The following is a 25,103-nucleotide window of genomic DNA, read 5'->3' as shown; positions in this document are numbered from 1 at the left end:
GTAAATAACTGCCTGAGACTTCACTTTTATTTTGTAGCCTAAACCCTATTATTGAGGGGGTTTTATCAAAACGAGCACAGTACTTAGAATTTGTGACTTGTAAAATAGTTTCGCACCTTTCATAATAAGGGCGTTTTTCAGGAGAGCGCAGTGGCCTTTTTGACCCTATATTGTTATTAAACTAGGGTTATTAAACTCGACTGCCACCGAAGGCGTAAGCACCCTGCCAATCGCTCAGGTAACCGGACTGAATAACTCATTAACCCACCGCATGTTATAACATCATGTAGGGAAGGGTCTGTGTCTTAGCTTTTATATAGATTATAAATTTATATTTAGGGCAGCTAAGCTAGGACAACAATGACAAATCTGGAGAGTGGTGCTTAATATTATAAGTACCCACCGAAGGGGAGAAGATAGCGGTAATAAGCCACTATCGAAAATCTCAGGTAACAGGACAGATGGGGCAAATAAGTAATTCGAGACTCTTTATCGGTATTTACTGATAAAGATAATGACTCGTCGACTTATTTGCCTTTTTTTATGCCCTTTATTTTTTATACCCTTTATGAAGCATACTTTACTACAATGCAGTTAGACTTGATTTTATAACCTCATATTTTTGATCTAAATCGTTTACGATACAGTAGTTGTTCAACTAGTTTGTTAATTGCTTTTATTACTAATCACAAGGATTTGTCATGACCACTTTACAACGTACTTCTCTTTATCAGTCACACGTGGACAATAACGGTAAAATTGTAGATTTCTCAGGCTGGGAACTACCTATTCATTATGGCTCTCAGATTGATGAACACGAAGCAGTCCGCACCGATGCGGGTATGTTTGATGTGTCACACATGGTCATTACCGATGTGGAAGGCGCTGAAGCTAAAGCTTGGTTGCAAAAACTGTTAGCAAACGATGTTGCCAAACTTAAAACTGTAGGTAAAGCTCTATACTCAGGCATGCTAAATGCTGAGGGCGGCATCATTGATGACTTAATCGTTTATTTAATGAATGAGGACGAGACTCAATACCGCATCATCTCTAACGCTGCTACTCGCGATAAAGATTTGGCTCAATTTAATAAAGTAGCCGAAAACTTTGAGGTTACCTTAACTGAACGTCCTGAACTGGCTATTTTAGCCATTCAGGGACCTAACGCTGTGGCTAAATTAAAACAAGCCAAGCCAAGCTGGTCTGACATCTTAGATGGCCTTAAGCCTTTTGTGGGTGCGGACTTAGCAGACACAGAAGCAGCCGACTGGTTTGTGGCCCGTACCGGTTATACTGGTGAAGATGGCGTTGAAGTTATCCTACCCGGCGACAATGCTGCAGAATTTTATCAGCTAATGCTAGATCAGGGTGTCAAACCAGCAGGTTTGGGTGCTCGCGATACGTTACGTATGGAAGCCGGTATGAACCTATATGGTCATGATATGGATGAAACTATTAGTCCTTATGAGTGCAATATGGGCTGGACCCTAGCGCTTAAAGATGACCGTGATTTCGTTGGCCGTGAAGCCTTAACTGCAAAACGCAAACAAGCCAAAGAAGACGGCAGCGCTATGAAACAAGTGGGCCTATTATTAGAGACCCGCGGCGTCCTGCGTGAAGGCATGACAGTAACTATCAATCAAGGTACAGATAAAGAAACCACAGGTATTATCACCAGTGGTACCTTCTCCCCTAGCCTAAAGCAGTCTATCGCCATCGCTCGTATTCCAGAGTCAGTGACTGATGAAGACACAGTACAAGTAGATTTGCGCGGCAAAGGTAAATTTGTCGATGTTCGTGTATTAAAGCTACCTTTCGTACGTAATGGCGAAAAGCAGTTTGATTAATTAATTCTCATATTTGGCTTTAAGGAGTGCTGTATGTCTCAATCGTTTAGAGTTTTAGGCTTGTTGTTAGGTTCTTTGCTATTTAACCAAGCTAGCTTAGCCTCGACTGTGGACTGGACTCCATTTTTCAAGCCATGGGAAAATGCATGTGACTTAAGCAAACAAGACATCATGCTTAAACGCATGACCCCTAATTACGATTCTTTTTACAAATCAAGCACATATAAAGGTAATAAACTCCCCTTTAAACCGGGGACAATTGTACTGCCAAGTGCCTATAAACTTTTCGTAGATAGCGACTTAAAGACTGAGTTTTATGATATAAATGGGATAAGCTCTGGCTCCACCTTTACCAAAAAATCTTCTTACTTTGATGCCCACTTTAATGTGGTAGGTACTTATTATGGCATGCCAATCAAAAAGATTGGTTTTGCAGGTGGTATTGCCAATGGTATATATTCCCCTTACTTCGTTATCGATAAGCCAGTAGATGAAGTAATAAGAAAACTCAGAGCTAACACAAAAATTACTTTCGAAGATTGTGAGGTTTGTGATGAGAACGAATACGATGAGGCCGCAGTAGGTTTAGAACTGTATCCATCTCAACAAAACGCAAATATGACTGATGTTATATGCGACTTATCTAACTAACTTTTTTAACCCTAGGAGAAATTTATGAGTAATGTTCCATCAGAATTAAAGTATGTTGCTAGCCACGAATGGTTACGCATGGAAGATGACGGCACCATCACCGTTGGTATTACTGACCATGCTCAAGACGCCCTTGGCGATATCGTCTATGTTGAACTTCCAGATGTGGGTGATACGGTAGCAGTTGATGATGAAGTGGCTGTGGTTGAGTCTGTTAAAGCAGCTTCAGATGTTTATGCGCCTATCACTGGCGAAGTGGTAGCCATCAACGAAGCGCTTGAAGACGATCCAGAAGTTATCAACACCGACCCATATGGTGATGGCTGGATGTACCGCATTAAGCCTGACAATGCTGACGACTTTGACTCACTACTGTCAGCTGAAGAGTATCAAGCTGACCTATAATTGATGGGCTTGTATCTTTAACAAGGCGTGAACGGCGTTGTTTCATCTTTGAGGCGACGCTTAGTTATTTTCACCCTTATATCATTAACTATTTAGGGATAAATAGGTTATGTCACAACAAGACCAAGGAAGTCCTACCCCCACCCAAGAGACTAAAACAGATCAAGGTGTTGCTATGCAAGATATTAGATCATCAAAGAATTTAGCCGCCTTCACAGAGGTAGTTGAGTCTCGTCGTTCAGTAAGAAGATTTACTGACACCCCTATTCCCGATGAAGTACTACAAGACTGCTTGCGCTTAGCCATGCTTGCTCCTAACTCAAGCAACCTTCAGCCTTGGGAGTTCTATGTTATTGAAACCCCAGATAAGCGTAGTAAAGCCAGTAAAATTTGTATGAACCAAAATGCAGCAAGAACCGCCAATAAGTTGATTGCTGTGGTTGCAAGAACCGATACTTGGCGCGACCATGCCAAACAAAATATTCGTGACTTTCCAGATGGCAAAGCCCCAAAAAAAGTACGCGACTACTATGAAAAAATTGTCCCCATGGATTTCCTACGAGGTCCTGCAGGGGTTTTCTCTGCCGTTAAATGGGGAATGACCAAAGCGGTAAGACAATTTAAAGGCCCCATTAAAACCCCTTGTTATACCTATGAGGACATCAGAAACTGGGCCATGTATAACACAGCACTGGCTGCCGAAAACTTGATTTTAGCCCTTCGTGCTCACGGCTTTGATAGCTGTGCTATGGGCGGCTTTGATGAGCCTGCTTTAAAAAAATTACTCAATCTTAGTGACCACCACCATGTGGTTATGATGATAGCTGCTGGTGAGCGTGCCGAAAGAGGTATTTATCACAGCCAATTCCGTTTTGATTACGATAAATTCGTTAAACGGGTTTAATTTTTCTCAATGACACCTATTCAAATAACACTTACTGAATATTAAAGGTATTAAACAACACTTAATTTGCAAAGGACATGCTAAAAATGACAAAACAGTCGCAAAATGAACCTCATATAGAAAGCCAAAAAAGCCATCAATCAGAGTCAGGTAGCCTAAACGCACCGCACCTAGAGGCTTTTAAACAGGTGATTGAGTCACGTCGATCCGTAAGACGTTTTACCGACACCCCTATCCCTGATGAGGTTCTTAAAGATTGTTTGCGCATGGCAATGCTTGCGCCCAATGCCAGTAACCTTCAGCAGTGGGAGTTTTATGTTATTGATTCAGAAGAGGTTAAGAAAAAAGCAGTTAAGCTTTGCCTGGGACAAAACGCAGCCAAGACCTCTAATAGATTGATAGCCGTTGTTGCGCGTACCGATAACTGGCGACAACACAGTAAGCAAATTATTAAAGAATATCCACAACAGCCAGTACCGGCAAAGGTTAAGAGATATTACGAAAAGCTTATTCCACTGGTTTATACCCAAGATCCAATTAATGCACTAGCCGTGGTCAAATGGGGATTTACCACCGTACATCGTAAAGTTAAAGGTCCTGTAGTCACGCCTTATTACACTCAGGCTGACCAAGTAAAATGGGCACTTAGCAATACGTTTTTAGCAGCTGAAAACTTAATGTTGGCGCTAAGAGCATACGGATTTGATAGCTGCCCGATGGGCGGATTTGATGAGCCGGGTATGAAAAAACTACTAGGCTTAACCCGTCATCACCATATTGCCATGATGATTGGTGCAGGCGAAAGAAGCGACAACGGTATTTATAACGAACAATTTAGGTTCGATTACGACCAATTTGTTAAGCACGTTTAATTTACAAGTTAACAGATTTTCATGTCGATATTTTTCTATGTTTGGAATTTAGATTACCATGAGTTACCTCATTGCTTTAGTAAGAGACCTAAATGGCAATACAGAATACCCTGTTGAATGTTTTAGAACAGATTTAAAACCTAATGATGAAGTTCTAGTTCTTAATAAAAACGATGTTATTTACCGTTGCATCGTTAATAGAGTTAAGTATTTAAATTGGGATTGTAAAAAAACAATTTATTGCAAAATATCTGAAGCCATAAGTATTAACGGAGCTTTCTATCCCCCATGTATAAAACCTATTGAAATTGGCGTTGTATCTTCAAACTCTCTAATAGACCTACTCAAAGCTAGAAACTGGCAAACGCTTTCATATGGTCATACTACATATAAACTCGTTTTAACATATACAAATAATTCAAGAACAGCTTTTATTTTAATACGAAAAAACGGTGTAGATTTAGAACTAATGTCAGGAAAGTTTCCACGCTTATTCAATAGAACCGATACTTATTTAAATATCAAGAAAGATGAAAGTCTGAGAAACTTTGTTAGTGTAAAGTTCGTTAGACATCATTTAGCTCATACTACCTTCAATTTATTTGAAGGCATTATAAGATTCAGTCATAGCTTTATGAATAACGAGGTTAATTTAGACAAATATTTTATACCTGTAGGAAGTTCAAACAAACAGGACAATGTTCTCAAACAAAAACATGAAACTCTTCAAGTGCAGAGACGAGAAAATAGAAAGTCCAGATCTCAAAGCCTTTATGACCAGTTTTCCATTGACGACTCTGGAGAGCCTGTATATTTAGGTAGTGGAATGTGGATCGGCTCGGATAGCAGCTTATTTGAGAAGTAGTATATAGTTTTTAGAAAAATCAGCATACATCAAAATTGCTTAGCAGCTTTATCCCTAAAAATTAATTTTTGTTATTAAACCCTCTTATTAAGTTCCTCCACCCCTAACTTTAACTAAGGACTGCCATGACCTCCCAAAACACAAACTCTAACCTATCTTTTGACGGTCTATTTGACGAAGCACGTTTTGTAGCCAGACACTTAGGTTCAGGTGCTAACGATCAAGCAGAAATGCTTAAAGCGGTTGGCTATGATGACATGGATAGCTTTATTGCTGATACCGTGCCTGAAGCTGTACGCATGAACCGCGAGTTAGACCTGCCAAAAGCCATGAGTGAGCACAATGCTCTGGCCAAGCTACGTACTATGGCAGATGACATTACCGTGAACAAAAGCTACATCGGCCAAGGCTATTCACCAGTACGCATGCCAGCGGTTATACAGCGCAATATCCTAGAGAATCCAGGCTGGTACACCGCTTATACGCCTTATCAAGCTGAAATCTCACAAGGTCGTCTTGAAGCTTTATTGAACTTCCAACAAGTTTGTATTGACCTTACTGGCTTGGAATTGGCCGGTGCCTCACTGCTTGATGAAGCCACTGCTGCCGCTGAAGGTATGGCAATGGCCAAGCGTGTTAGCAAAAGCAAATCAAATCAATTCTTCGTTGATGAGCGTGTTTACCCCCAAACTTTAGACGTTATTTGTACCCGTGCCAAATATTTTGGTTGGGACGTTGTGGTTGGCGATTTTGAAACTGCCAAATCAGGCGATTTCTTCGGTGCTTTATTCCAATATGTTGGCCGTGAGGGTGATGTCGTTGACTTAACAGACGTAATAGCCGCAGTTAAAGAGAACAAAACTTATGCCCTAGTGGTCAGTGACATCATGAGCTTGGTGTTATTAAAATCACCAGCTGCTATGGGTGCTGATGTGGCTTTAGGTAGTACTCAGCGCTTTGGTATCCCAATGGGCTTTGGCGGTCCACATGCGGCCTACTTTGCTTTTTCTGATAAAGCAAAACGCTCTGCTCCTGGTCGTATTATCGGGGTTTCAAAAGATGCTCAAGGCAACACTGCCTTACGTATGGCGCTACAAACTCGTGAGCAACACATCCGCCGCGAAAAAGCCAACTCAAACATCTGTACTTCTCAAGTATTGTTGGCCAACCTAGCTGGTATGTACGCGGTCTATCATGGCCCTGAAGGTTTAAAACGCATTGCCACTCGTATCCATGCTATGGCCACTGCTTTTAGCGATGTTATCAAAGCAGCCGGCGGTGAATTAAGCGTTATTCACGATCAAATCTTCGACACGGTATTAGTAGACTGTGGCTCTGAAAGATTGGCCACTCAAATCTATGAAAATGCAGAAAATGTGGGCTACAACTTGTGGCGTGAAGGTGACAGCAAACTGTCTGTTTCTTTCTCTGAAACCAGTAACTCAGCAGATTTCGAAACCTTAACTCAGTTATTTACCAACAAAGCTGAAGCGTTACCTAGCGAAGCGAAAGTTTCTTTAAACGACGCGGTTCTACGTACTGACGCCATCTTGACTCATCCAGTGTTCAACTCACACCACACTGAGCATGAAATGCTTCGTTATTTGAAGAAGCTTGAAGACAAAGACTTGGCCATGAACCGCAGTATGATTTCACTGGGCAGCTGTACCATGAAATTAAATGCCACCAGTGAAATGCTACCGATTACTTGGAACGAGTTTGCTAACGTGCATCCTTTTGCACCGCAAGACCAAGTAACCGGCTACGTGGCCATGATTGAAAGCTTACAAGAGCAATTAAAAGCCATCACCGGCTTTGATGATATCTCAATGCAGCCAAACTCTGGGGCATCAGGCGAATATGCGGGTCTACTGGCCATTCGCCGCTACCATGAGTCACTGGGTCAAACCAACCGCGATGTGTGTTTGATTCCTAAATCTGCTCATGGCACCAACCCCGCTACCGCGCAGATGATGGGTATGAAAGTCGTCGTAATCGCCACTGATGAAAATGGTAACGTTGACGTTGAAGACCTAAAAGCGAAGTGTGAAGAGCACAGCGAAAACTTAGGTGCGCTAATGATTACCTATCCGTCTACTCATGGTGTGTTTGAAGCCGGTATTCGTGATATCTGTGATTTAATTCACAGCCATGGTGGTCAAGTGTATATGGATGGGGCCAACATGAACGCTCAAGTGGGTATCATGCAGCCTGCTGAAGTGGGTGCTGACGTACTGCACATGAACCTGCACAAAACATTCTGTATCCCACACGGCGGCGGCGGTCCAGGCATGGGCCCTATCGGTATGAAGGCTCACTTAGCGCCTTTCAAAGCCAACCATAGTGTGGCTCCAGTATTTAATGCCACTCAAGACACCACTGCGGTCTCAGCAGCCCCTTATGGTTCAGCCAGCATCTTACCTATCTCATGGATGTACATCACCATGATGGGCCGTGATGGTCTGCTACAAGCGACTAAAACAGCGCTATTAAACGCCAACTATGTGGCCAGCCAGCTACAAGATGATTACCCTGTACTTTACACCGGTAAGAATGGCCGTGTGGCGCACGAATGTATTATTGATATCCGTCCGCTTAAAGAAGAGACTGGCATCACTGAAGCAGACATCGCTAAGCGTCTGATGGACTATGGTTTCCATGCCCCAACCATGAGCTTCCCAGTAGCGGGTACGCTAATGATTGAGCCAACAGAGTCTGAAGCCAAGCATGAGCTTGACCGCTTTATCTCTGCGCTGAAATCTATTAAGCAAGAAGCGCTTAAAGTGAAAGAAGGCACTGATGGCTGGACGGCTGACAATAACCCATTGGTTAACGCCCCGCACACAGCGTTCGTTATCACTAGCGACGAGTGGAACTATCCATACAGCCGTGATACTGCTGCATTCCCATTAGACTATATCCGTCAGCATAAATTCTGGCCGACCGTCGGTCGTATCGATGATGTGTATGGCGATAAGAACCTAATGTGTAGCTGCCCAAGTATCGAAAACTATATGTAATCAGCGACTACTAACTTATAGCTACTGTTGATTTTATAGTGACAACAAAAAACCTTCAGGTCTAAGACTTGAAGGTTTTTTTATATCTATAAGATCAGATTAACTTTTACTGACATTTTTTAACTTATAAACCTTAACGCTCTATTTATAATCTTTAAAGTGATATTCACAACTAAATCACTTTATAAACCTACATAATCACAATTAGGAACCACTTTTGTCAAAATCTAAGTCATCGCCTGCGTCCTCCAACCCTCCTCACAAGCCCTTTGTGGTATTAATACATGGGCTACATCAAAAAGCTTGGATTATGCAGCCTTTAGCAATGCAGCTACAAAGTCGAGGCTTTGCTACCTATCAGCATAACTATTACAGCCTACGCGATAGTATCGATAAGCACAGTAATAGTCTTAATAGTTGGCTGTTAGACAACCATGACCCCTCGGTTGCCATCAATCTGGTGGGTCATAGCTTAGGCGGACTGGTAATTAGAGATTTTATTTCACGGTATCCACAATGGAAGATCGGACGCTGCGTTACTTTGGGCACCCCTCACAAAGGCAGCACCACTGCTAAATATGTAAATAATTTACTATCGCCTTTGGTGGGTAATGCTTATAAAAATGCATTAGATGGACAGAATGCGCCCCTAAAAAAAGGGGTTAGCTTGGGAGTAATCGCCGGTAATACCCCTTATGGTCTGGGGCAAATAGTGCTTAACTATCACAACCAAAAGTCAAAACTTAGCTACCCTCACTGTGAGCATGATGGGACGGTCTATGTCTATGAAACCAAGCTTGAGTCAGCAACCGACCATATTATTCTTCCTGTCTCGCATACCGGAATGTTAATTAATCAGACCGTAGCAGACCAAACCGCTTATTTTTTGGATCATGGCATGTTTAAAAGACCTACGATCAAAAAGTCTGCTAATGAAAAGCCATAAGCTCATCCGCCTATAACTCATCCTCTTCTTGCTGCATACGCATACCTTCTTTTAGTTGCTGCTTATAAGTTTCGAGTAGCGGAATTAGGGTTTGCATTACCCAGGGGTTACGCCACCCTTTTAGCCCTTCTGGAATATCCTCAATAGGCAAATCATAAGCAACAACTTCATAAAGCTGAGACAGCCACTTTTTGCGCATCAGTACGTTGGCAGGAACACCAGTCTCGGCCTCATACTCTTTTATCACCTGGTTTACCGCTTTTGAAACCGTCTTATCCTTAGAGCGATAAGGCGGTAATACTAGAGCGGGCTGCTCCTCAACGGGTAAAGTGCGCGCTTTATTGATAATATCAATCAATTCATCGCCGTATAGATGAATCATACTGCGATGCATGGTGGTTTTTTGGGTCAGTTGCTTGATGCTTTTCGGAAATTCCACCACCACATCACGTACCGCTTGTTTTTTCAAAATAAAAGTTTTCGGTTGATTGGTGGCACGGGCCAAAGCTTCCCGCCAGCTAGAGACGGCTTGTAACACCGCCAATTGTTCACCGGTATAACGAAAATCAGCCATCGCCAAATAAGTGGCATCATCTTCAATATTGGCCGCCTCATACAACTCTTTGGTATAAAGCTGGCAGTCTTCAATCACCTTATCTAATAAATCTCTTTTGACGAGTTGCTGATGTAAAATATCGTACAAATTAAGCAAATAACGCACATCATCAATGGCATAACATTCTTGCTCATAGGTCAGTGGTCGGGCCAACCAATCTGATTGACTCTCCCCTTTCTCAACATGAATATCTAACTCCTGACTTAGTGCCTGCTGATAACCCATTTGCAACTGACCGGTTAAATAAGACAGCGCTATCTGAGTATCGAAGACATTGGTTAATGCCGGGCTTTCTGATAACAGGTAAAAAATACCCAAATCTTCGCCACAGGCATGCCAAATCATCATCGGCATCTCTTCTAATACCACCCAAAACTCGGTCAAATCAAGCTTAGGCGCATCAATCAAATAGATAGTGTCACCGGTATTAATTTGTACCAGAGCAAGGATTGGGAAATAAGTGCTGCGCTTAATAAACTCGGTATCTAAAGCCACTCTATCTCGGGTTTCTAAATCATCAAGACAGGCCTCTAGAGCATCAAAGTCAGATACCCAGTGTACTGGTAAATCAGTAGAAGCCTCCAAATCTCTTTTGATAGCTGCTACATCAAGCAATTTACTGGGGTCGTGAATAGTCGCTGTTTTTGCTGTCGACTCTTGAGTGGGGATGCTGCCTGTGGATACCTGAGTCATGGAAGTCTTCTTTACCGTGATAAATAAAAAATAGGAGTTTGGGTTAAATAGAGGTTATAACCAGAAATTTTACTAATTACTAAGAGCGGTTTTGCAAAGCTTGAGAAAGGGTCATGCTATCTAAATACTCAAGCTCTCCACCCATCGGGATACCTTGAGCTATACGGGTGACCTTGCCCACATGACGACGAACCGCTTCAGAGATAAAATGCGCCGTAGTCTGACCTTCCACCGTAGTGCTGGTGGCCAAAATCAGCTCCTCTACAGGCGAGGCCTTCACTCGATTAACCAGCTGATCAATATTAAGGTCATCGGCATTAATACCATCAAGCGGCGACAAATGACCGCCTAGCACAAAATATCGACCGCGATAGCCGCCAGATTGTTCAATAGCCATCACATCTGCAGCCGTTTCCACTACGCACAGTACCTTGTCATCGCGTCTGGGGTCTAAACAAATCGGGCAAACCTCATCATCACTAAAAGAGTGGCATTGCTGGCATTCAATAATACCATGCATGGCAATATCTAAAGCCTGCGCCAAGGCCGATCCTTGAGGTCTTTTTCCATTAAGCAGGTGCAAGGCCATGCGCTGGGCAGTCTTCTGTCCCACACCTGGCAGTACCCGCAGCTGCTTAACCAAATTATCAAATTTTTCGGTTAACAATCAATCACCTTTTTTATGTGCAAAATATTTTACTACTTTATATTTTAGCAACTTATAGAGTCAGACACGACCACAAGCTACTAAATAAAAAATGGGGGGTAATTTAGTCATTACCACCCCATCTAATAAAACTATTTTGTAATAAATTTTTAGCTCAGACTAGACTAGCCAAATAGACCTTGCATACCTGGTGGTAAACCCATACCACTAGTTGCATTCGCCAAAGTAGCCTCTGACAGCTCGTCGGCTTTGGTAACTGCAGCGTTAATGGCTGCCGCAATTAAATCTTCGATTAAGTCTGGCTCATCTTCCAATAAGCTTGGGTCAATAGATAGACGCTTAACCACATGACGGCCGGTCATGGTGACTTTAACCAGACCATTACCGGCTTCTGCTTGAACTTCTTTATCAGCCAGCTCTTTTTTTGCTTTTTCAACATTGGCTTCCACTTGCTTTTGCATTGCCTGAGCTTGCTGCATAAGGGCTTGAATATTCATGATTACCTCATCAGATTTTTAAAACATTTCAGATTAATCTCTTTATAAGCCTCATTATACTGATAACTTAAGGGGCTGTCTAAAAAGTTATGTTTTAAGCTTGTGACTTAGCTTAAGCTATCTAACCCTCGCGCTAAATCTTTAATAATATCATCCACCTCTTCTAAACCGACAGAGAGTCGAATAAGGGCCTCAGTCACTCCCGCTTCAGCGCGAGCTTGTTCCGAAACTCTAAAATGAGTGGTGGTTGCAGGGTGAGTCACTGTGGTCTTAGCATCCCCTAAGTTATTGGTAATGGATACCATTTTAGTGCTATCAATAACGTGCCAAGCAGCCGACTGTGGCGTATGATTGCCGACGGCTTTTACTTCAAAACCCATGATTGCCCCATAGCAGTTTTTACGATGGTGTTGCTGCTTAGCAAGCTCATGCATCGGGTGGCTTGGTAGGCCCGAGAAATGTACCTTTTCAACATTGGGGTGATTGACCAAAAACTCAGCAATTTTGTTGGCATTATCACAATGAGCTTGCATACGTAAATTTAAAGTCTCTAGACCTTTGATGAATACCCAAGCATTAAAGGGACTCATGCTAATGCCCCCAGAACGAACCACAACGAAAGCTTGCTGCATCAGCTCCTCACTACCGACCAGTGCACCGCCAAGGACTCTACCTTGACCATCAATATATTTGGTCGCCGAATGAATCACCACATCCGCTCCAAATTCTAAAGGACGCTGAATGGCAGGGGTAGCAAAGCAGTTATCTACCACAAATAACGCACCGTGAGCATGGGCAATGGCACTGATTGCTTTCATATCCGCAATCTGGCCTAATGGGTTACTGGGTGTCTCACAAAATAATAACCGGGTATTGGGCTCGATCGCTTGTTCCCAAGCCTTATTATCAAAGCAATCCACATAGGTGACACTGACGCCAAACTTACCCATAAAGTTATTAAATAGACCAACCGATGAGCCAAATAGCTGTTTGGCAGCGACGATATGATCACCCTGCTTCAAATAGGCCAAACACATGGTCAAAATAGCCCCCATACCCGAGGCTGTTGCTATCGCACGCTCCCCACCTTCTAAGGCAGCCAGTCGACGCTCAAAAGTACGCACGGTTGGATTGGTATGGCGGGAATAGACGTTACCAGTCTTCAACCCATTAAAGTGAGCAGCGGCATCAGCAGCCGACTGATACACATAAGAGCTGGTGGTATAAATAGGATCATTATGCTCGCCCTCATCGCTGCGATGCTGCCCTGCACGGACAGCAATGGTCTGCATAGCATAGTCTTGGCTTAAATCTAAGGCATCATTGGTCCAGTTATCATCCAGTTGATTGCTTGCAGTTTGAGGGGTAGCAGAGGCTTGAGCGGTGTTTTGATTGTCATGGGTCATAGTATTATCTATTATGGTTATTAAGGATTGGTAAAAGAAATTGGCTTAACTTTTAAAACTTTATGAAAATAAAAGTATTTTAGCAATATATCACTGTTTTTTTATCGTTTTCGGGTTTCTATTGTAAGCTAACGCTATTCTATTTTTAAATTAATAAAAAATTCAATTCATGCTAGGGAGTACTGCTATGAGCACAAACAACTCATCGAACCACTCAGTTTTAGAGTCAGCCACTAATTCAAGTCAACCAAAGTCGGTCAGCTTTCTGGGTCTGGGTGCCATGGGGCATCATATGGCCAAACATTTGGTGCGCCAGTTTGACACCGTTATGGTCTGGAACCGAACTTCTGACAAAGCAGAGGCTCATGCCAAGGAGTTTGGCACTCTAGCCGTTACCTTACAGCAAGCAGCGACCGCAGATGTCATCTTTTCATGCCTGCCTACCAGCAATGTGGTAGATGAAGTTATTGAGCAAGCCCTACCTTATTTATCAGCCAATAGCGTCTGGGTAGACTGTACCAGCGGAGTTCCTGATCAGGCAAAAGCCAGTCAAGCGAAACTAAAAGCAATTGGCTGTGAGTTTTTGGATGCGCCCGTCTCTGGTCAAACTTCGGGGGCGGATAGTGGTACATTAACGGTGATGGTCGGCGGCTCTGCTGAAGCTCTGGCTTATGCCAAACCAGCCATTGAATGCTTTGCAGGCCTAATTGTCCATGTCGGCAACTCTGGGTCTGGCTTTGCGGTAAAAGCGGTTAACAACACCTTATTTGCCATTAATGCCTGGGCTGCTGCTGAAGGGCTGTCTGTTCTAAAAGCACATGGGGTCAACCCTTCAGATGCCTTGGCTTGTATTAATAAGGCCAGTGGCCAAAGCTTTGCTACCTTAGCCACCTTTCCAGATCGAATCGTAAACCGTGCTTTTCCTAAAACCTTTACCATAGACTTAATGGCCAAAGACTGTGGCATTGCTATTGACTTACAAACGCAGAAACAAGTTCCAACACCAGTAATGGCACAAGTCGCCAGCTTAGTTCGAGCTGCTAGCAACCAGCATGAGCCTGGTGCAGCGGACTTCTCAGAGTTTGCTAAATTTTATGAGATGATGAGTGGCATCGATATTAAAGATGACAACTAGGCTTAATTTAAGCTCTTTATAGCCCTATCAAATCGTAAACACCGTATCCATCACAGCACCAGTAGGGGGAGGCTTACAAAAAGCGACTCCCCCTTATTGTTGGTTAAACATTTTAGCAACTTTATTACGCTTTAGACTGCGGTAAAATACTTTTATTTTATACTATTATATTTACTGTGTTTTTTATTGATTTTTTGTAGCAAAAATTATCATAGACCCTTAGTGCTTTAAATCTAGTTTCTCATAAACTTAATGCTCTTAAACTTCGATTTATTTATATAAAACCTAGCTTTTAGAAAATTTAGCCTTAGAAGAAAAGTAACAGTGAGTTTTTGGTACAGTGAGCTTTTATAAAGGTACAAGACTTTGAGCCCTTTTTTTATTAACAGTCCTGACACCCCTATTTCAGTCAGCCCATCTTTTATGAGCCATTTCACGTTGGCTAAGATTCAACAAGGTATGTGGGCTACTTTTTGTCATTTGCAGCGTATAACCGATAAAAAAATATCACTGCTTAGGCTAATTTTGTCAGGTCTTTTTATTGTAGCTCTTAGTGCTTGTAGTACTTTACCTAAGACCCCTCATATTGCCAAAAGTATTGAGCTGACTAGGTCTATTACTGCTCACTATGATAATAAATCGAACCAACCCTCTTTAGACCCGCTACAAGCCCCATTAGTAGAGTCTATTACACAACAAAAACGCTCCCACCCAAACCTATCAGGCTACCACCCCATTGTGACCGGAGCCGATGCTTTTGCCGCCCGTAGTGAACTTACTGATCTGGCCACTGAAAGCATCGATGTACAATATTATATTTGGCATAACGATCAAGCAGGTCAACTGTTATTAAAGCAGTTATGGCAAGCCGCTGACCGCGGAGTGGTGGTTCGTTTTTTATTGGATGATTTTAATAATAATGCTGCTCTAGATAAGCATCTCATACGCTTTGCCAGTCACCCTAATATTGCAGTGCGTCTAATTAACCCTATGTCTTTTAGAAAATTTCAAACATTAAACTACTTTACAGACTTAAGGCGCATCAATCATCGCATGCATAATAAAAGCATGACCTTCGACCGTCACCTAAGTATTATAGGGGGTCGAAATGTGGGAGACGAGTATCTTAGCAATAATACAAACAGTCAGTTTGCCGACTTAGATGTGCTACTGATAGGCGATGTGGTACAAGATATCAATGAAAGTTTTGAGCAATATTGGCGCTCGCCCATCTCCTACGATATAGAAACCTTGGTCAAGAAAAAAGGGCACAAGCTACCAGTCAATGCCTCAAACGACCCTGAGACCAATACCAAAAACTTCATTGCCAGCCTAAATAAAATTTATCCTGAAAAATCAATGGCTAACTCTGACGGGTTAAGTGTGTATAATCGCGCTGTAGAAAGATCAACTATAGACTCTGATTTAATCAATCAACAAGTGCCTTTTCGCTGGGCAAAGATGACTTTTTTAAGTGATGATGTTGAGAAGCTGTTAAAAAACACACACCCTGAAGTACATTTGGTGGCTCAATTAAGAGACTTATTAGGGACTCCGACACAGAACCTCTCTATTGTCTCTTCTTATTTTGTACCTACAAAAGATGGGGTTAATACCTTAATCAAACTTGCACAACAAGGGGTAAAGGTTAGAATACTGACCAACTCATTCAATGCCACCGATGTCTCTGCGGTTCATGCGGGGTATGCTCAGTGGCGTATTCCTCTATTGCAAGCCGGTATAGAGATATATGAGCTGAAAGCTATAGCCTCTAAAGAAGATAGAGAAAACAAGCTATGGCGTGCCCGCTCACAGTCCTCAACCAGTCTGCATGCCAAAGCTTTCGCGGTAGATGATCACAGCGTGTTTATTGGCTCATATAATGTAGATCCTAGGTCAGCCAATATTAATACCGAGATGGGCGTGGTGATTGAGGATGAGGAGTTGGCCCTGAAACTGCATAAAGCCATTAGCGATGACTTATTAAATCAAGCCTATAAAGTGGTTTTAACCGACCAAGGTCGTCTACAGTGGCAGACTTTGGAGAACAGCCAAATAATTTATCACAATAAAGAGCCTCATATTGATCTGGTAGATTCGCTATGGATAAATATTATGTCCTCGCTGCCGATTGATTGGCTTTTGTAGTAGAGTTAGCCATAAATTCATAAAACTATTGTGTATTTTGACTGCAAAATAATACGCCCAACTAATATTTATTACGTGATACGACTATTATGCCTTTTGTTGCCTTATCCGACTCATCCAGCTCAGTTTCACTAAAAAAGCTAATGATCATATGTGCCAGTAACGCCGTCACTTACTTTGATTTTTTGATTTATCTGTTCATGGCGGACATTATCAGTAGCACTTTTTTCCCAGCCAATGATGATCCGATCTTAGCTAACATGCAGGTATTAAGCTTATTCATTGCAGGCTATCTGACTCGCCCTATCGGAGCTATACTCCTTGGTCGTTATGCAGATGTAAAAGGTCGACGCCCGGCTTTATTGATCAGCATGTCCTGTATTGCCCTAACCGCTTTGATTACAGCTTGCCTGCCTACTTATGCGCAAGTTGGTATATTGTCCCCTATTCTCTTTTTTATCGCACGATTGTTTCAAGGGATGGCCTTTGGGGCTCATACCCCTTTAGGTTGGGTTTATATTGCAGAGCACGTTAATAAACGAAACTTAGCCACTTTTTTGAGCTTTGTCACCGCCAGCTTTATGCTGGGAGAGCTGGGATCCATCCTACTGTTTGAGATTATTACCTCGACCCACACTAGAGATCAATTGATTGAAAGTGGCTGGCGCATCCCCTTTGTCTGGGCCGCCCTATTTAGCTTCGTGGTGCTACTACTTTTACAAACCATCAATGAAACCCCAATTTTCACTCGGCAACAAAACAAACAAACGTTCGTGCCTAAATTATCGGAACTAGGGCCCTACTTTAAGCGCTTTAATGCCATATTTTTGGCGTTAATCATAACCTTTATTATTGCCAGTCTAACCATGGTCATCGCCCTGCTATTACCTGATCTCGTCTCTATGAGATTTAGTATTGATGATTCCATGCTAAGACTCTCAAATAACTTAAGCTTGTTATTCATGATGATTGGCTGTGTGTTTTATGGGTTAATTGCGGATAGAAGTGGTACTGGTAAAGCGATGATGATAGGTTCAGCCGCCTTGATGCTGCAAGCCTTAGCTTTCTTTTATCATCTAGAGTATGGTGGCGGTAGTTACATCTTGTTTATGTACGCTGTTTTGGGATTTTGTGCCGGTATTATCAGCTTAGGCTCAGTAATTTTAGTGCAGCTATTCCCTACCGAAGTTCGGGTAACTGCTCTGTCTTTGACCTACAACTTGATGTACGCTCTGGTCGGTCTTACCTTACCTTTTGGCTTGGGATATGCCACCAATTTGGTCAGCTTTTCACCTGCGCTATACATCATCTTTGTCAGTCTCGTAACCTTTATCATCGGGCTTTATATTTATCGCTTACCAAAATTTAAAGATTTAGATGAATCGATCAAACTGTAGTCAGTTATCATTAACTCGTATACTTAGGACTTAATCTTTCATATGAGCCAACCTGCTTTGCAAAACATCATGACTCACAAACGCCTTTCAATTGCTCCGATGATTGATTGGACCACCACAGATTATCGTTTTTTTGCCCGTCTGTTTAACCCCCATACTTATCTCTATACCGAGATGATCTCAACGGGGGCTATCTTACATGGCAATACCGATCGTTTGCTGCGTTTTGATAGCAGTGAACACCCTTTGGTACTCCAGTTGGGCGGAGCAGACATTTCTGAGATGACCCAATGTGCGATTGAGGCTCAAAAACGCGGGTTTGACGAAGTAAATATCAATGTCGGCTGTCCTTCTGATAGAGTACAGCACAATAAAATTGGGGCCTGTCTTATGGCGGAGCCTGATACCGTCGCAAGCTTAGTACGCCACATGCAAGCTGAAGTAGATATTCCTGTCACGGTAAAACACCGTATTGGTATTGACGAATACGATAGCTATCAATTTATGAAAAACTTCGTAGAGGCCAGTGCCGAAGCCGGCTGTCAGCGTTTTATTGTGCATGCACGAATTGCTTGGCTAAAAGGCTTGAGTCCGAAAGAAAACCGTGAGATTCCACCGCTAAGATATGAGGATGTGTATCGCTTAAAACAAGAAATGCCAGAGCTTCAAATTGAGATTAATGGCGGAATCGACAGCGTTGAGCAAATCAAAACCCATTTGCAGCAGGTAGATGGCGTAATGATTGGCCGAGCGGCATACCATAATCCTTATCTATTGGCTGAGGCTATGCAGTTATGGGGAGAGCACCCCCCAAGTAGGGAGCAGATTTTAGAGCAGCTTTATCCTTACTTAGAGCAGCAAGTGGCCAATGGAGAGCCTCTAACTTCTATCGCACGCCACTTATTAGGCTTATTCCAAGGCCTGCCAGGAGCGCGCAAATGGCGACAGGCCTTAAGCGGCAAGCAGCAACTAACCGTTGCTGAGATTAAAGCTGCCGGCGATGCTACTTTAGAACTAATAGAAAGCTCAAAACAACAAGATTAATCCTCTAAACAAAAAAAAGGCCCCACACTTAAGATAGTGCGGGGTCTTTTTAATAGAACACGATACAAATCAAATAAAGCGCTCATTAAACAAAGGGTTAACTAACCATAAGATACATCCACATAGCCAATCCATTATTAATGATATGCAGCAAAATGGGGACATATAAGGAGCCTGATCGAGACCTAGCATAGCCTAATAACATAGCCAGTATAAAGATGACGCTCATTTCATAAAATTCGTACTGCAAATGAATGATCGAAAATAAGATACTGGTAGTAATAGTGGCTACCCACGCGCCTTTACTCCCGGCAAATTGCTCACGTACCGCACTCCATAAGATACCGCGAAACATCACTTCTTCATATATCGGGGCAACAATAACCATAGTCACAATTAGCAACCACTTAGGATTGGCACTGTCATATAAATCATCAACAAAGGCAGTAGGGTTTTTCTCCAAAATATAGGTTAAGGTTTCTGTGCAAATCACGAACAGTAGCCATAACCCAACAAAACCGATCGCGACGTTCAATGCAAAAGGCTTTAGCCCTAAATAATTAGCTACCCTATAATTGATACTAGCGTTTTGGAAATTGGCTGGTATTACCGATGCAGAGGAAACGCTATGAATACGCCACCTCACTATCGCATAGATAATTGCTAACAGTGCCACTAGGGTAAACATCATGGCATAGCTGGTTACCGTCCCGTCAAAGCTACCCATACCAAATCGTTGGGCAGTGGTTAATGGAAAATCATTAAAAACCACAGGGGCAAACAGATAGATACCTAGCAGCTGCAGCGCCAAAAATAGCCCAATGATGCCAATAAAAAGGAGCACAACCCCAGGCTTAGTGAATAGCTTGAAAGGTTGTGCCACTTCAACGGTTTCTAGGATTGGCTTGTTAACAAGTTTATTGGACATAGTAGGAACTACTTTTATTTAACAGTTAGGCCTGCTCAGCAATAGTAGTCAAGATTAACTGAGCCACTGAGTCAGGATACTCTAGAGGGAACATGTGCCCGCCTGCATGTAACTTAAAAGGAATAGATAGGCGACGTCTGACTTTATGCGGAAAGCCCATTTCATAGAATCGACTGCCATCGCCTATTAACAAAGTCACTGGTTTCTTAGGCGGCTTATTAGGTTTGAGCCAATACAGGGAGGGATTGGTACGAAATACCGCCACTTCAGCTTCTTTAGGAATGGTTAAAGTCACTGTGCCGTCTTGTTGATCTCGTAGCCCATGTTGTAAATAACCTTCAAAGGTGCGGTCGTCAAAGTTTTTGAAAAAACTCTTTGGACGTAACAACTCATGAGCTTGCTCACGACTGTCCCAAACATCTCGGCGGTTTTTAGAAATACCAGCAGGAGACATTTTGTCGGCTGTTTTTTGTGACAGTGATTTAGCAGCGTGCCACAAGAAATTATCTTTACCATAAATAAGGGGCGGATCCATCAATACCGCCTGAACAAATAGCTTGGGTTTACGATAAATGGCCTGTAAGGTACATAAGGCCCCTAAAGAGTGGCCTAAACCTATCACAGGTACCTTATGCTTTTTAACCAACTGCTGCACACTATCGATTACTTGATTGGTTAAACTCTTCCAGTGATTATCAATAGCGTGCGTAGGCTGTCCTTGCTCATCAAAACCTAAAACTGGAATATACTCAACCGTGAAGTGCTGTTGTAGCACTTCAAATATAGGTTGATAAACTCGGCTTGGCATACCATTCGCATGGGCAAAATGAATCACCGGCTTACCCGTCACTTTTGAAACGGGTAGCCTTGAAAAATCCATATTTAATGACACATTTGAAGTTGTTGACATTTATCTCATCTCAGCTGAAGTTTGTTCTTCTGGTAATAGCTTCAACTCCACTGATGAGCCAATACCAGACCCTAATTGCAGCGCGAAGTTATTTAAGAACATTCTCATCGGATCTACAGGAGTGTAATCAACAACATTATCTAATTTAAGCTCTTTCTCTAACGTCATTAAACTTCCCTTTTTATCAGCTAAGCCTAAGTCAATGGCTTGCTCACCCGTCCAAAATAGGCCGGTGAAAAGTTTGTTTTGCTCTGGGTCTTTTAGCTTATCGCCACGACCTTGCTTAACGGCATTGATGAAGTGCTTATGAGTATTATTTAAAACACCCTCGACGTGTTGTTGTTCGTAGTCGCTTAACTTACGGCTTACACTTAAAATATCTTTATATTCGCCCGCTGTCAAAGTGGTGTCTTTAACACCTAATTTGTCCATAAGACCTTCGACGTTATAACCTGGCATGATAACCCCAATAGAGCCCACTAAGCTTGAAGGGTTAACATAGATTTCATCGGCAGCAGAAGCGATATAATAAGCGCCAGAAGCTCCCATATCACCGATAACCGCATATAGCTTTTTCTTTGGATACTCTTTACGCAGCTCCATCATAGTTTGCCATATCTCATCAGACTGAACGGGCGAACCACCCGGAGAGTTGATATTTAAAACTACGGCTTTTGAGCCCTTAGACTTAAAGGCTTCTGTTAAAGCAGCACTGATATCGTATGAATTAGCAACGTCATCAGGCCCGATAACCCCTTTAATATCCACCACTGCAAGGTGTGGCTTAGTCACATCTACACTACTAATGCTTTCAGTGGGGGCACAGCCACGACTGAGCATAAAAAATAGCAGTAGCAAAGTAAGTAAACTAAGCACCTTAGAAATCACACGCCATCGACGAGCACGACGCTGCTCTTCAATGCTGGCCATTAGCGTTTTTTCTAATAAATGCCACTCACGACCGCCAGAGCTTACAGGTAATGGTCGTGATGTCTGTGGTGATTTATTATTGGAATTATTTGGAGCCGAATTGTTTTCAGGAGCTTTATTGGGATCTGGTGGCCAGTTTGACATATAAAATGTGAATCCTACTTATCGATTGATGTGTTTATTGACTAATTGACTTACTTTTTTTAAGTTAAAGCTTTTCAAGCCTTTTGGATAAATACCAAGTCGAAAATTAAATTAATTTTCGACCTATTCTTAAGCCCTAAAGCCTCAGTCAATTAGAAGCTTAATACCATACCTGACCTGGTCATAGTTTGTCACCGGTAATTCTGTAAAATATTAATTCATATCTTAATTTTATTTAGTCGAGGGTTTAGGGTATGACTGAAAAACCCTATAAATCTGCTTAAGAGCCCTAAGGCTACTGCCAATACAAATAACTTTCTTTTAAGGGCAATGTGGCTGAGGCCTGACTTTCCCCTATAATTCTCCATTGCTGAGGAGCAAAGTTATCTACCATTGATTTTTGTACCACAGACTGCGAGGGGGTTAGCCAGTAACTTCCCTTATCTACATTTAATGACTCAAGCTCGCTGCTCTTCAATTGTTCCCCAGAGTCGCACATTAATTGCCAAAGCTGAGCCAGTTGCGACTTGCTACTACTATAAATCACAGCTTTATTCAGTGGATTAAGCTCTTGGACATCAGTGTCTATATCCTCTATGCTGTCTTTACCTCTCCTCTCACTAGCGTCAAACAGCTTTTCAGTCTCACCTTGTTCAGTAAGATAAATGGCTTGACTGCTAGCTATCTGTATCGCGCAGTCCCAAACCCTATTGTCCTCTACTTGCTCCCAACCTGTAAGCGCCCTTAGTGATAGCGGGACAAGCTGTGCCTCTGCACTCAGCGGTCTAGCTTCTGAATATTTAGGCCAACGCTTAGTCATCTGACAACTCTGAGCTTGTAGCGAGGAGCCAGCCAAAGCCTTCTCAATACTTAGCTTATGAGCTGAAAGCCCTGCCTGCCAATAGTAGGAGATAGGCAAAGATTGATTAAGGCTAGCCACTACTGGTGCCAAGCTAGTCGTTGCCGTTTGGACAATGACTCCCGTTAATTGCTTAACATTTTTCTGTTTTAACTGATCATATAAATCTTGAGAAAGTTGTTTCTGCTGTTTCAGAGCTAAATCCTCATTTACTGTTTTATACTGCTTTTCATAGCTTGAAAGTAGCAGCCAAGCTTGCTTTTTATGTTGTATTAAATTGGCAGCATAATTAAAGTTTTTTGGATTTAACACTGTGATATGCACCGAGTCTTTGGGTAACTCCTCACTGGCATACACCATTGCAGTAATGGCCAGCAGTGGCACAGCGGAAAGCGCTCGACTCAACATAGACTTAGGGAGCATCCAAGGCAATGCCATGAGAAATAAAAGCCCCATTACTGGCAAACTCATCTCGCTATACAGCCAGCCACTTTGTTGAAAGGTCTGCTGTAACAGCTGCAGCAGTTTATGTAGCTGATCTAGTATCCAAAACAGCAGGGACCACAGAGCAGCCGACAAAGCATTGGTTGGATTCATGACAAACAGTACACTGGCCAAAAGGTTGATAGGCACTATAATTGAGCCAAACAAGCCTATGGCAAATAAATTAATCACAAATCCCCAAAGCGATACTTTACCGAACAGCCATAAGCTAATAGGCAATAAGGCGACCGACATCCAAAGCTGAATTTTAAATAAAGCTATCAATTGCTGCTTAACCTTATCTGCTAAACTTTCCGGCTGCCTATCTACTCGCTGCCAGCGCTGACTATAAGCGACCAAGACTGCTACCGCCACAAAAGACAACCAAAATCCTGCCTGCCATAGTACAAATACATCGGCCCACGCCATAGCCACTGCCAATACCAGTAACATTTTGAAAATAGCAGGCACAGCTAAAAAATAACGCATTACTCCTACTAATAGCAGCATACAAGCCGTTCGCAATGCAGGTACATCGAATCCTGCAAAAAGTGCATAGCCAAAAGCAGTTATGGCAGCAATGATAAAAGCGCATTGCCAGCGCGGTAACCAGTAGTAAATACTGGGTCTAAATCGATTAATCAAACCCGTTACCAAGGCGGCACACAATAAGCTTAAAAATAGAACATGGGTACCAGAGATAGCCAATAGATGGGATATGCCTCCAAATTGATATAAAGCCGTCATGTCGTCGCTAATTAAGCTGCGATCACCGGTCAGTAAACTCAAAGTCACTGCGACTTCATCTTGGCTGTTTTTGATTTGAGAATTTGCCTCACTTGCCTGCTGTGAGCGCTTAAGCATCAACTGCAAAAAATGCTCACGAAACTTATAGCGCATCACATCTATCTTTTGCTGCAGAGTTAACTCAGTCGCAAGCTTTATAGAGGGATAGTGCGCTTCCACAATAAAAGCCTTTGCCGTGGCATGGCGGCTACTTAACCAGCGGTATTCATCAAACTCATCAGCATTGGCTTTGTCTTTTAATTCAAGTGGCTGTAAAACCAGCTTCATTCTCAGCTGTTGATTGGGAGCCAACTGATTAAGCTCGCGGTCCTTATTTTGATAGCTTTGCAGCATAACCTTCATTGTCACTGGTAGATTACTTAGACCAGATAAGTCCGCTACTGATTTATTATCGTATAAAGAGTCCACCTGAATATCGGACAACTGAACCAATTGCCGATAGCCTTGCAGTACCTCGCCCTCTTCAACTGCTAGGCGCTTATCGCTTAACCCCACTGGGCTGACCGTAGCTTCTAAATACAGGGGCTTTTGAGGAGAGGCTTCTATAAAAGCTAAGCGCTGTGCGACACTATTACAGAGTACGGCCAGTAACAACAGCAGCAACGTAGCCAGCTTAACGAGGGGCTTAAAAAACCCTTGCTGCCGCATCTGGGCATAAGGGTTAAGATAGATCTGAGTGATGATTTTAGACGACGCTATAGGAGGTGAAGCGTTTGATTTTAATCTTTTTAAGAGCAATGGAGTCAGATAAGACAGGGAGCACAACAAGACTATTAACGTCAGTAATACATAAGCGACTACCTGCCAACGATCACTGCCTACTTGGTGGGGGATGTTGCTAAGAGCATAGAGCTGGCTCGGGTCCAGCTCTAAAATGGCCAACATTAAAGCAATTGCTAAAATCCCTGCTATAGTCATAGCCCCATAAA

The 25,103-nt window shown here is 42.5% G+C and carries 20 protein-coding genes and 2 riboswitches; of the genes, 12 read left to right on the top strand and 8 right to left on the bottom strand.

Going from position 1 to position 25,103, the window contains the following annotated elements:
* Positions 1-128 precede the first annotated feature (128 nt).
* A riboswitch (glycine riboswitch) is annotated at positions 129-260 on the top strand.
* A gap of 99 nt (positions 261-359) precedes the next feature.
* A riboswitch (glycine riboswitch) is annotated at positions 360-471 on the top strand.
* A gap of 230 nt (positions 472-701) precedes the next feature.
* The 8 genes from gcvT to B3S92_RS00385 all read left to right on the top strand — a co-directional run bounded on the left by gcvT (position 702) and on the right by B3S92_RS00385 (position 9,510).
* Positions 702-1,847 carry a glycine cleavage system aminomethyltransferase GcvT gene (gene gcvT / locus B3S92_RS00420; RefSeq protein ID WP_296201783.1) on the top strand — a complete coding sequence of 382 codons (1,146 nt, stop codon included), beginning with the start codon at positions 702-704 and terminating at the stop codon, positions 1,845-1,847.
* Between the two features lie 33 nt (positions 1,848-1,880).
* Positions 1,881-2,498, top strand: coding sequence for a hypothetical protein (locus tag B3S92_RS00415; RefSeq protein WP_296201782.1), 618 nt, complete (start codon positions 1,881-1,883; stop codon positions 2,496-2,498).
* 24 nt (positions 2,499-2,522) lie between these two features.
* Complete coding sequence (gene gcvH, locus B3S92_RS00410) at positions 2,523-2,903, top strand: glycine cleavage system protein GcvH (protein WP_077451230.1); 381 nt, start codon at positions 2,523-2,525, stop codon at positions 2,901-2,903.
* A 109-nt stretch (positions 2,904-3,012) separates the two neighbouring features.
* The gene (locus B3S92_RS00405) at positions 3,013-3,807 is read left to right on the top strand and encodes a nitroreductase family protein (protein WP_414706964.1); all 795 of its coding nucleotides are present in this window, start codon (positions 3,013-3,015) and stop codon (positions 3,805-3,807) included.
* An 86-nt stretch (positions 3,808-3,893) separates the two neighbouring features.
* Entirely contained in the window at positions 3,894-4,679 is a 786-nt protein-coding gene (locus B3S92_RS00400) for a nitroreductase family protein (protein WP_296201780.1), read from the top strand.
* A gap of 58 nt (positions 4,680-4,737) precedes the next feature.
* Positions 4,738-5,544: a hypothetical protein gene (locus B3S92_RS00395; RefSeq protein ID WP_296201779.1), complete on the top strand. Its 807-nt coding sequence runs from the start codon at positions 4,738-4,740 to the stop codon at positions 5,542-5,544.
* A 125-nt stretch (positions 5,545-5,669) separates the two neighbouring features.
* Entirely contained in the window at positions 5,670-8,564 is a 2,895-nt protein-coding gene (gcvP, locus tag B3S92_RS00390) for an aminomethyl-transferring glycine dehydrogenase (RefSeq protein WP_296201778.1), read from the top strand.
* 217 nt (positions 8,565-8,781) lie between these two features.
* Positions 8,782-9,510, top strand: coding sequence for a serine aminopeptidase domain-containing protein (locus B3S92_RS00385; RefSeq protein WP_296201777.1), 729 nt, complete (start codon positions 8,782-8,784; stop codon positions 9,508-9,510).
* A 10-nt stretch (positions 9,511-9,520) separates the two neighbouring features.
* On the opposite strand, the gene B3S92_RS00380 is transcribed toward B3S92_RS00385, so the two are convergent.
* The 4 genes from B3S92_RS00380 to B3S92_RS00365 all read right to left on the bottom strand — a co-directional run bounded on the left by B3S92_RS00380 (position 9,521) and on the right by B3S92_RS00365 (position 13,389).
* Positions 9,521-10,819: a ribonuclease D gene (locus tag B3S92_RS00380; RefSeq protein WP_296201776.1), complete on the bottom strand. Its 1,299-nt coding sequence runs from the start codon at positions 10,817-10,819 to the stop codon at positions 9,521-9,523.
* 79 nt (positions 10,820-10,898) lie between these two features.
* Positions 10,899-11,486, bottom strand: a complete 588-nt coding sequence (recR, locus tag B3S92_RS00375) for a recombination mediator RecR (protein ID WP_296201774.1) — start codon at positions 11,484-11,486, stop codon at positions 10,899-10,901.
* 164 nt (positions 11,487-11,650) lie between these two features.
* Positions 11,651-11,983, bottom strand: coding sequence for a YbaB/EbfC family nucleoid-associated protein (locus B3S92_RS00370; RefSeq protein ID WP_296201772.1), 333 nt, complete (start codon positions 11,981-11,983; stop codon positions 11,651-11,653).
* Positions 11,984-12,090: 107 nt separating this feature from the next.
* Positions 12,091-13,389: an O-succinylhomoserine sulfhydrylase gene (locus tag B3S92_RS00365; RefSeq protein WP_296201770.1), complete on the bottom strand. Its 1,299-nt coding sequence runs from the start codon at positions 13,387-13,389 to the stop codon at positions 12,091-12,093.
* A 187-nt stretch (positions 13,390-13,576) separates the two neighbouring features.
* Between B3S92_RS00365 and B3S92_RS00360 the strand changes: the two genes are divergently transcribed.
* The 4 genes from B3S92_RS00360 to dusA all read left to right on the top strand — a co-directional run bounded on the left by B3S92_RS00360 (position 13,577) and on the right by dusA (position 19,113).
* Positions 13,577-14,524, top strand: coding sequence for an NAD(P)-dependent oxidoreductase (locus B3S92_RS00360; RefSeq protein WP_296201768.1), 948 nt, complete (start codon positions 13,577-13,579; stop codon positions 14,522-14,524).
* A gap of 459 nt (positions 14,525-14,983) precedes the next feature.
* Entirely contained in the window at positions 14,984-16,672 is a 1,689-nt protein-coding gene (locus B3S92_RS00355) for a phospholipase D family protein (RefSeq protein ID WP_414706973.1), read from the top strand.
* A gap of 89 nt (positions 16,673-16,761) precedes the next feature.
* The gene (locus B3S92_RS00350; protein ID WP_296201765.1) at positions 16,762-18,069 is read left to right on the top strand and encodes an MFS transporter; all 1,308 of its coding nucleotides are present in this window, start codon (positions 16,762-16,764) and stop codon (positions 18,067-18,069) included.
* Between the two features lie 42 nt (positions 18,070-18,111).
* Positions 18,112-19,113, top strand: a complete 1,002-nt coding sequence (dusA, locus tag B3S92_RS00345; protein ID WP_296201764.1) for a tRNA dihydrouridine(20/20a) synthase DusA — start codon at positions 18,112-18,114, stop codon at positions 19,111-19,113.
* A gap of 97 nt (positions 19,114-19,210) precedes the next feature.
* Here dusA and B3S92_RS00340 read toward each other — a convergent pair whose 3' ends face one another.
* The 4 genes from B3S92_RS00340 to B3S92_RS00325 all read right to left on the bottom strand — a co-directional run.
* Positions 19,211-20,041 (bottom strand): CPBP family intramembrane glutamic endopeptidase, encoded by an 831-nt coding sequence (locus tag B3S92_RS00340; RefSeq protein ID WP_296201762.1) that lies wholly within the window; start codon positions 20,039-20,041, stop codon positions 19,211-19,213.
* A 25-nt stretch (positions 20,042-20,066) separates the two neighbouring features.
* The gene (locus B3S92_RS00335; RefSeq protein ID WP_414706972.1) at positions 20,067-20,921 is read right to left on the bottom strand and encodes an alpha/beta fold hydrolase; all 855 of its coding nucleotides are present in this window, start codon (positions 20,919-20,921) and stop codon (positions 20,067-20,069) included.
* A gap of 30 nt (positions 20,922-20,951) precedes the next feature.
* Positions 20,952-22,025, bottom strand: coding sequence for a signal peptide peptidase SppA (sppA, locus tag B3S92_RS00330; RefSeq protein WP_296201759.1), 1,074 nt, complete (start codon positions 22,023-22,025; stop codon positions 20,952-20,954).
* A 295-nt stretch (positions 22,026-22,320) separates the two neighbouring features.
* A partial coding sequence (locus B3S92_RS00325) for a ComEC/Rec2 family competence protein (RefSeq protein WP_296201758.1) occupies positions 22,321-25,103 on the bottom strand: 2,783 nt, incomplete at its 5' end.

The sequence above is a fragment of the Psychrobacter sp. UBA3962 genome (genome assembly GCF_002385225.1).
Classification (GTDB): domain Bacteria; phylum Pseudomonadota; class Gammaproteobacteria; order Pseudomonadales; family Moraxellaceae; genus Psychrobacter.
This window is presented reverse-complemented; position numbering and strand designations above follow the sequence as displayed.

What these genes read in the sequence shown, in the direction of transcription:
- gcvT (WP_296201783.1), top strand. Translation starts at nt 702, where the DNA reads ATGACCACTTTACAACGTACTTCTCTTTATCAGTCACACGTGGACAAT.
- B3S92_RS00380 (WP_296201776.1), bottom strand. Translation starts at nt 10,819, where the DNA reads ATGACTCAGGTATCCACAGGCAGCATCCCCACTCAAGAGTCGACAGCA.
- B3S92_RS00370 (WP_296201772.1), bottom strand. Translation starts at nt 11,983, where the DNA reads ATGAATATTCAAGCCCTTATGCAGCAAGCTCAGGCAATGCAAAAGCAA.
- B3S92_RS00360 (WP_296201768.1), top strand. Translation starts at nt 13,577, where the DNA reads ATGAGCACAAACAACTCATCGAACCACTCAGTTTTAGAGTCAGCCACT.
- B3S92_RS00395 (WP_296201779.1), top strand. Translation starts at nt 4,738, where the DNA reads ATGAGTTACCTCATTGCTTTAGTAAGAGACCTAAATGGCAATACAGAA.
- sppA (WP_296201759.1), bottom strand. Translation starts at nt 22,025, where the DNA reads ATGTCAAACTGGCCACCAGATCCCAATAAAGCTCCTGAAAACAATTCG.
- B3S92_RS00405 (WP_414706964.1), top strand. Translation starts at nt 3,013, where the DNA reads ATGTCACAACAAGACCAAGGAAGTCCTACCCCCACCCAAGAGACTAAA.
- B3S92_RS00365 (WP_296201770.1), bottom strand. Translation starts at nt 13,389, where the DNA reads ATGACCCATGACAATCAAAACACCGCTCAAGCCTCTGCTACCCCTCAA.
- B3S92_RS00350 (WP_296201765.1), top strand. Translation starts at nt 16,762, where the DNA reads ATGCCTTTTGTTGCCTTATCCGACTCATCCAGCTCAGTTTCACTAAAA.
- gcvP (WP_296201778.1), top strand. Translation starts at nt 5,670, where the DNA reads ATGACCTCCCAAAACACAAACTCTAACCTATCTTTTGACGGTCTATTT.
- dusA (WP_296201764.1), top strand. Translation starts at nt 18,112, where the DNA reads ATGAGCCAACCTGCTTTGCAAAACATCATGACTCACAAACGCCTTTCA.
- B3S92_RS00415 (WP_296201782.1), top strand. Translation starts at nt 1,881, where the DNA reads ATGTCTCAATCGTTTAGAGTTTTAGGCTTGTTGTTAGGTTCTTTGCTA.
- B3S92_RS00400 (WP_296201780.1), top strand. Translation starts at nt 3,894, where the DNA reads ATGACAAAACAGTCGCAAAATGAACCTCATATAGAAAGCCAAAAAAGC.
- gcvH (WP_077451230.1), top strand. Translation starts at nt 2,523, where the DNA reads ATGAGTAATGTTCCATCAGAATTAAAGTATGTTGCTAGCCACGAATGG.
- B3S92_RS00340 (WP_296201762.1), bottom strand. Translation starts at nt 20,041, where the DNA reads ATGTCCAATAAACTTGTTAACAAGCCAATCCTAGAAACCGTTGAAGTG.
- B3S92_RS00335 (WP_414706972.1), bottom strand. Translation starts at nt 20,921, where the DNA reads ATGGATTTTTCAAGGCTACCCGTTTCAAAAGTGACGGGTAAGCCGGTG.
- B3S92_RS00355 (WP_414706973.1), top strand. Translation starts at nt 14,984, where the DNA reads ATGTGGGCTACTTTTTGTCATTTGCAGCGTATAACCGATAAAAAAATA.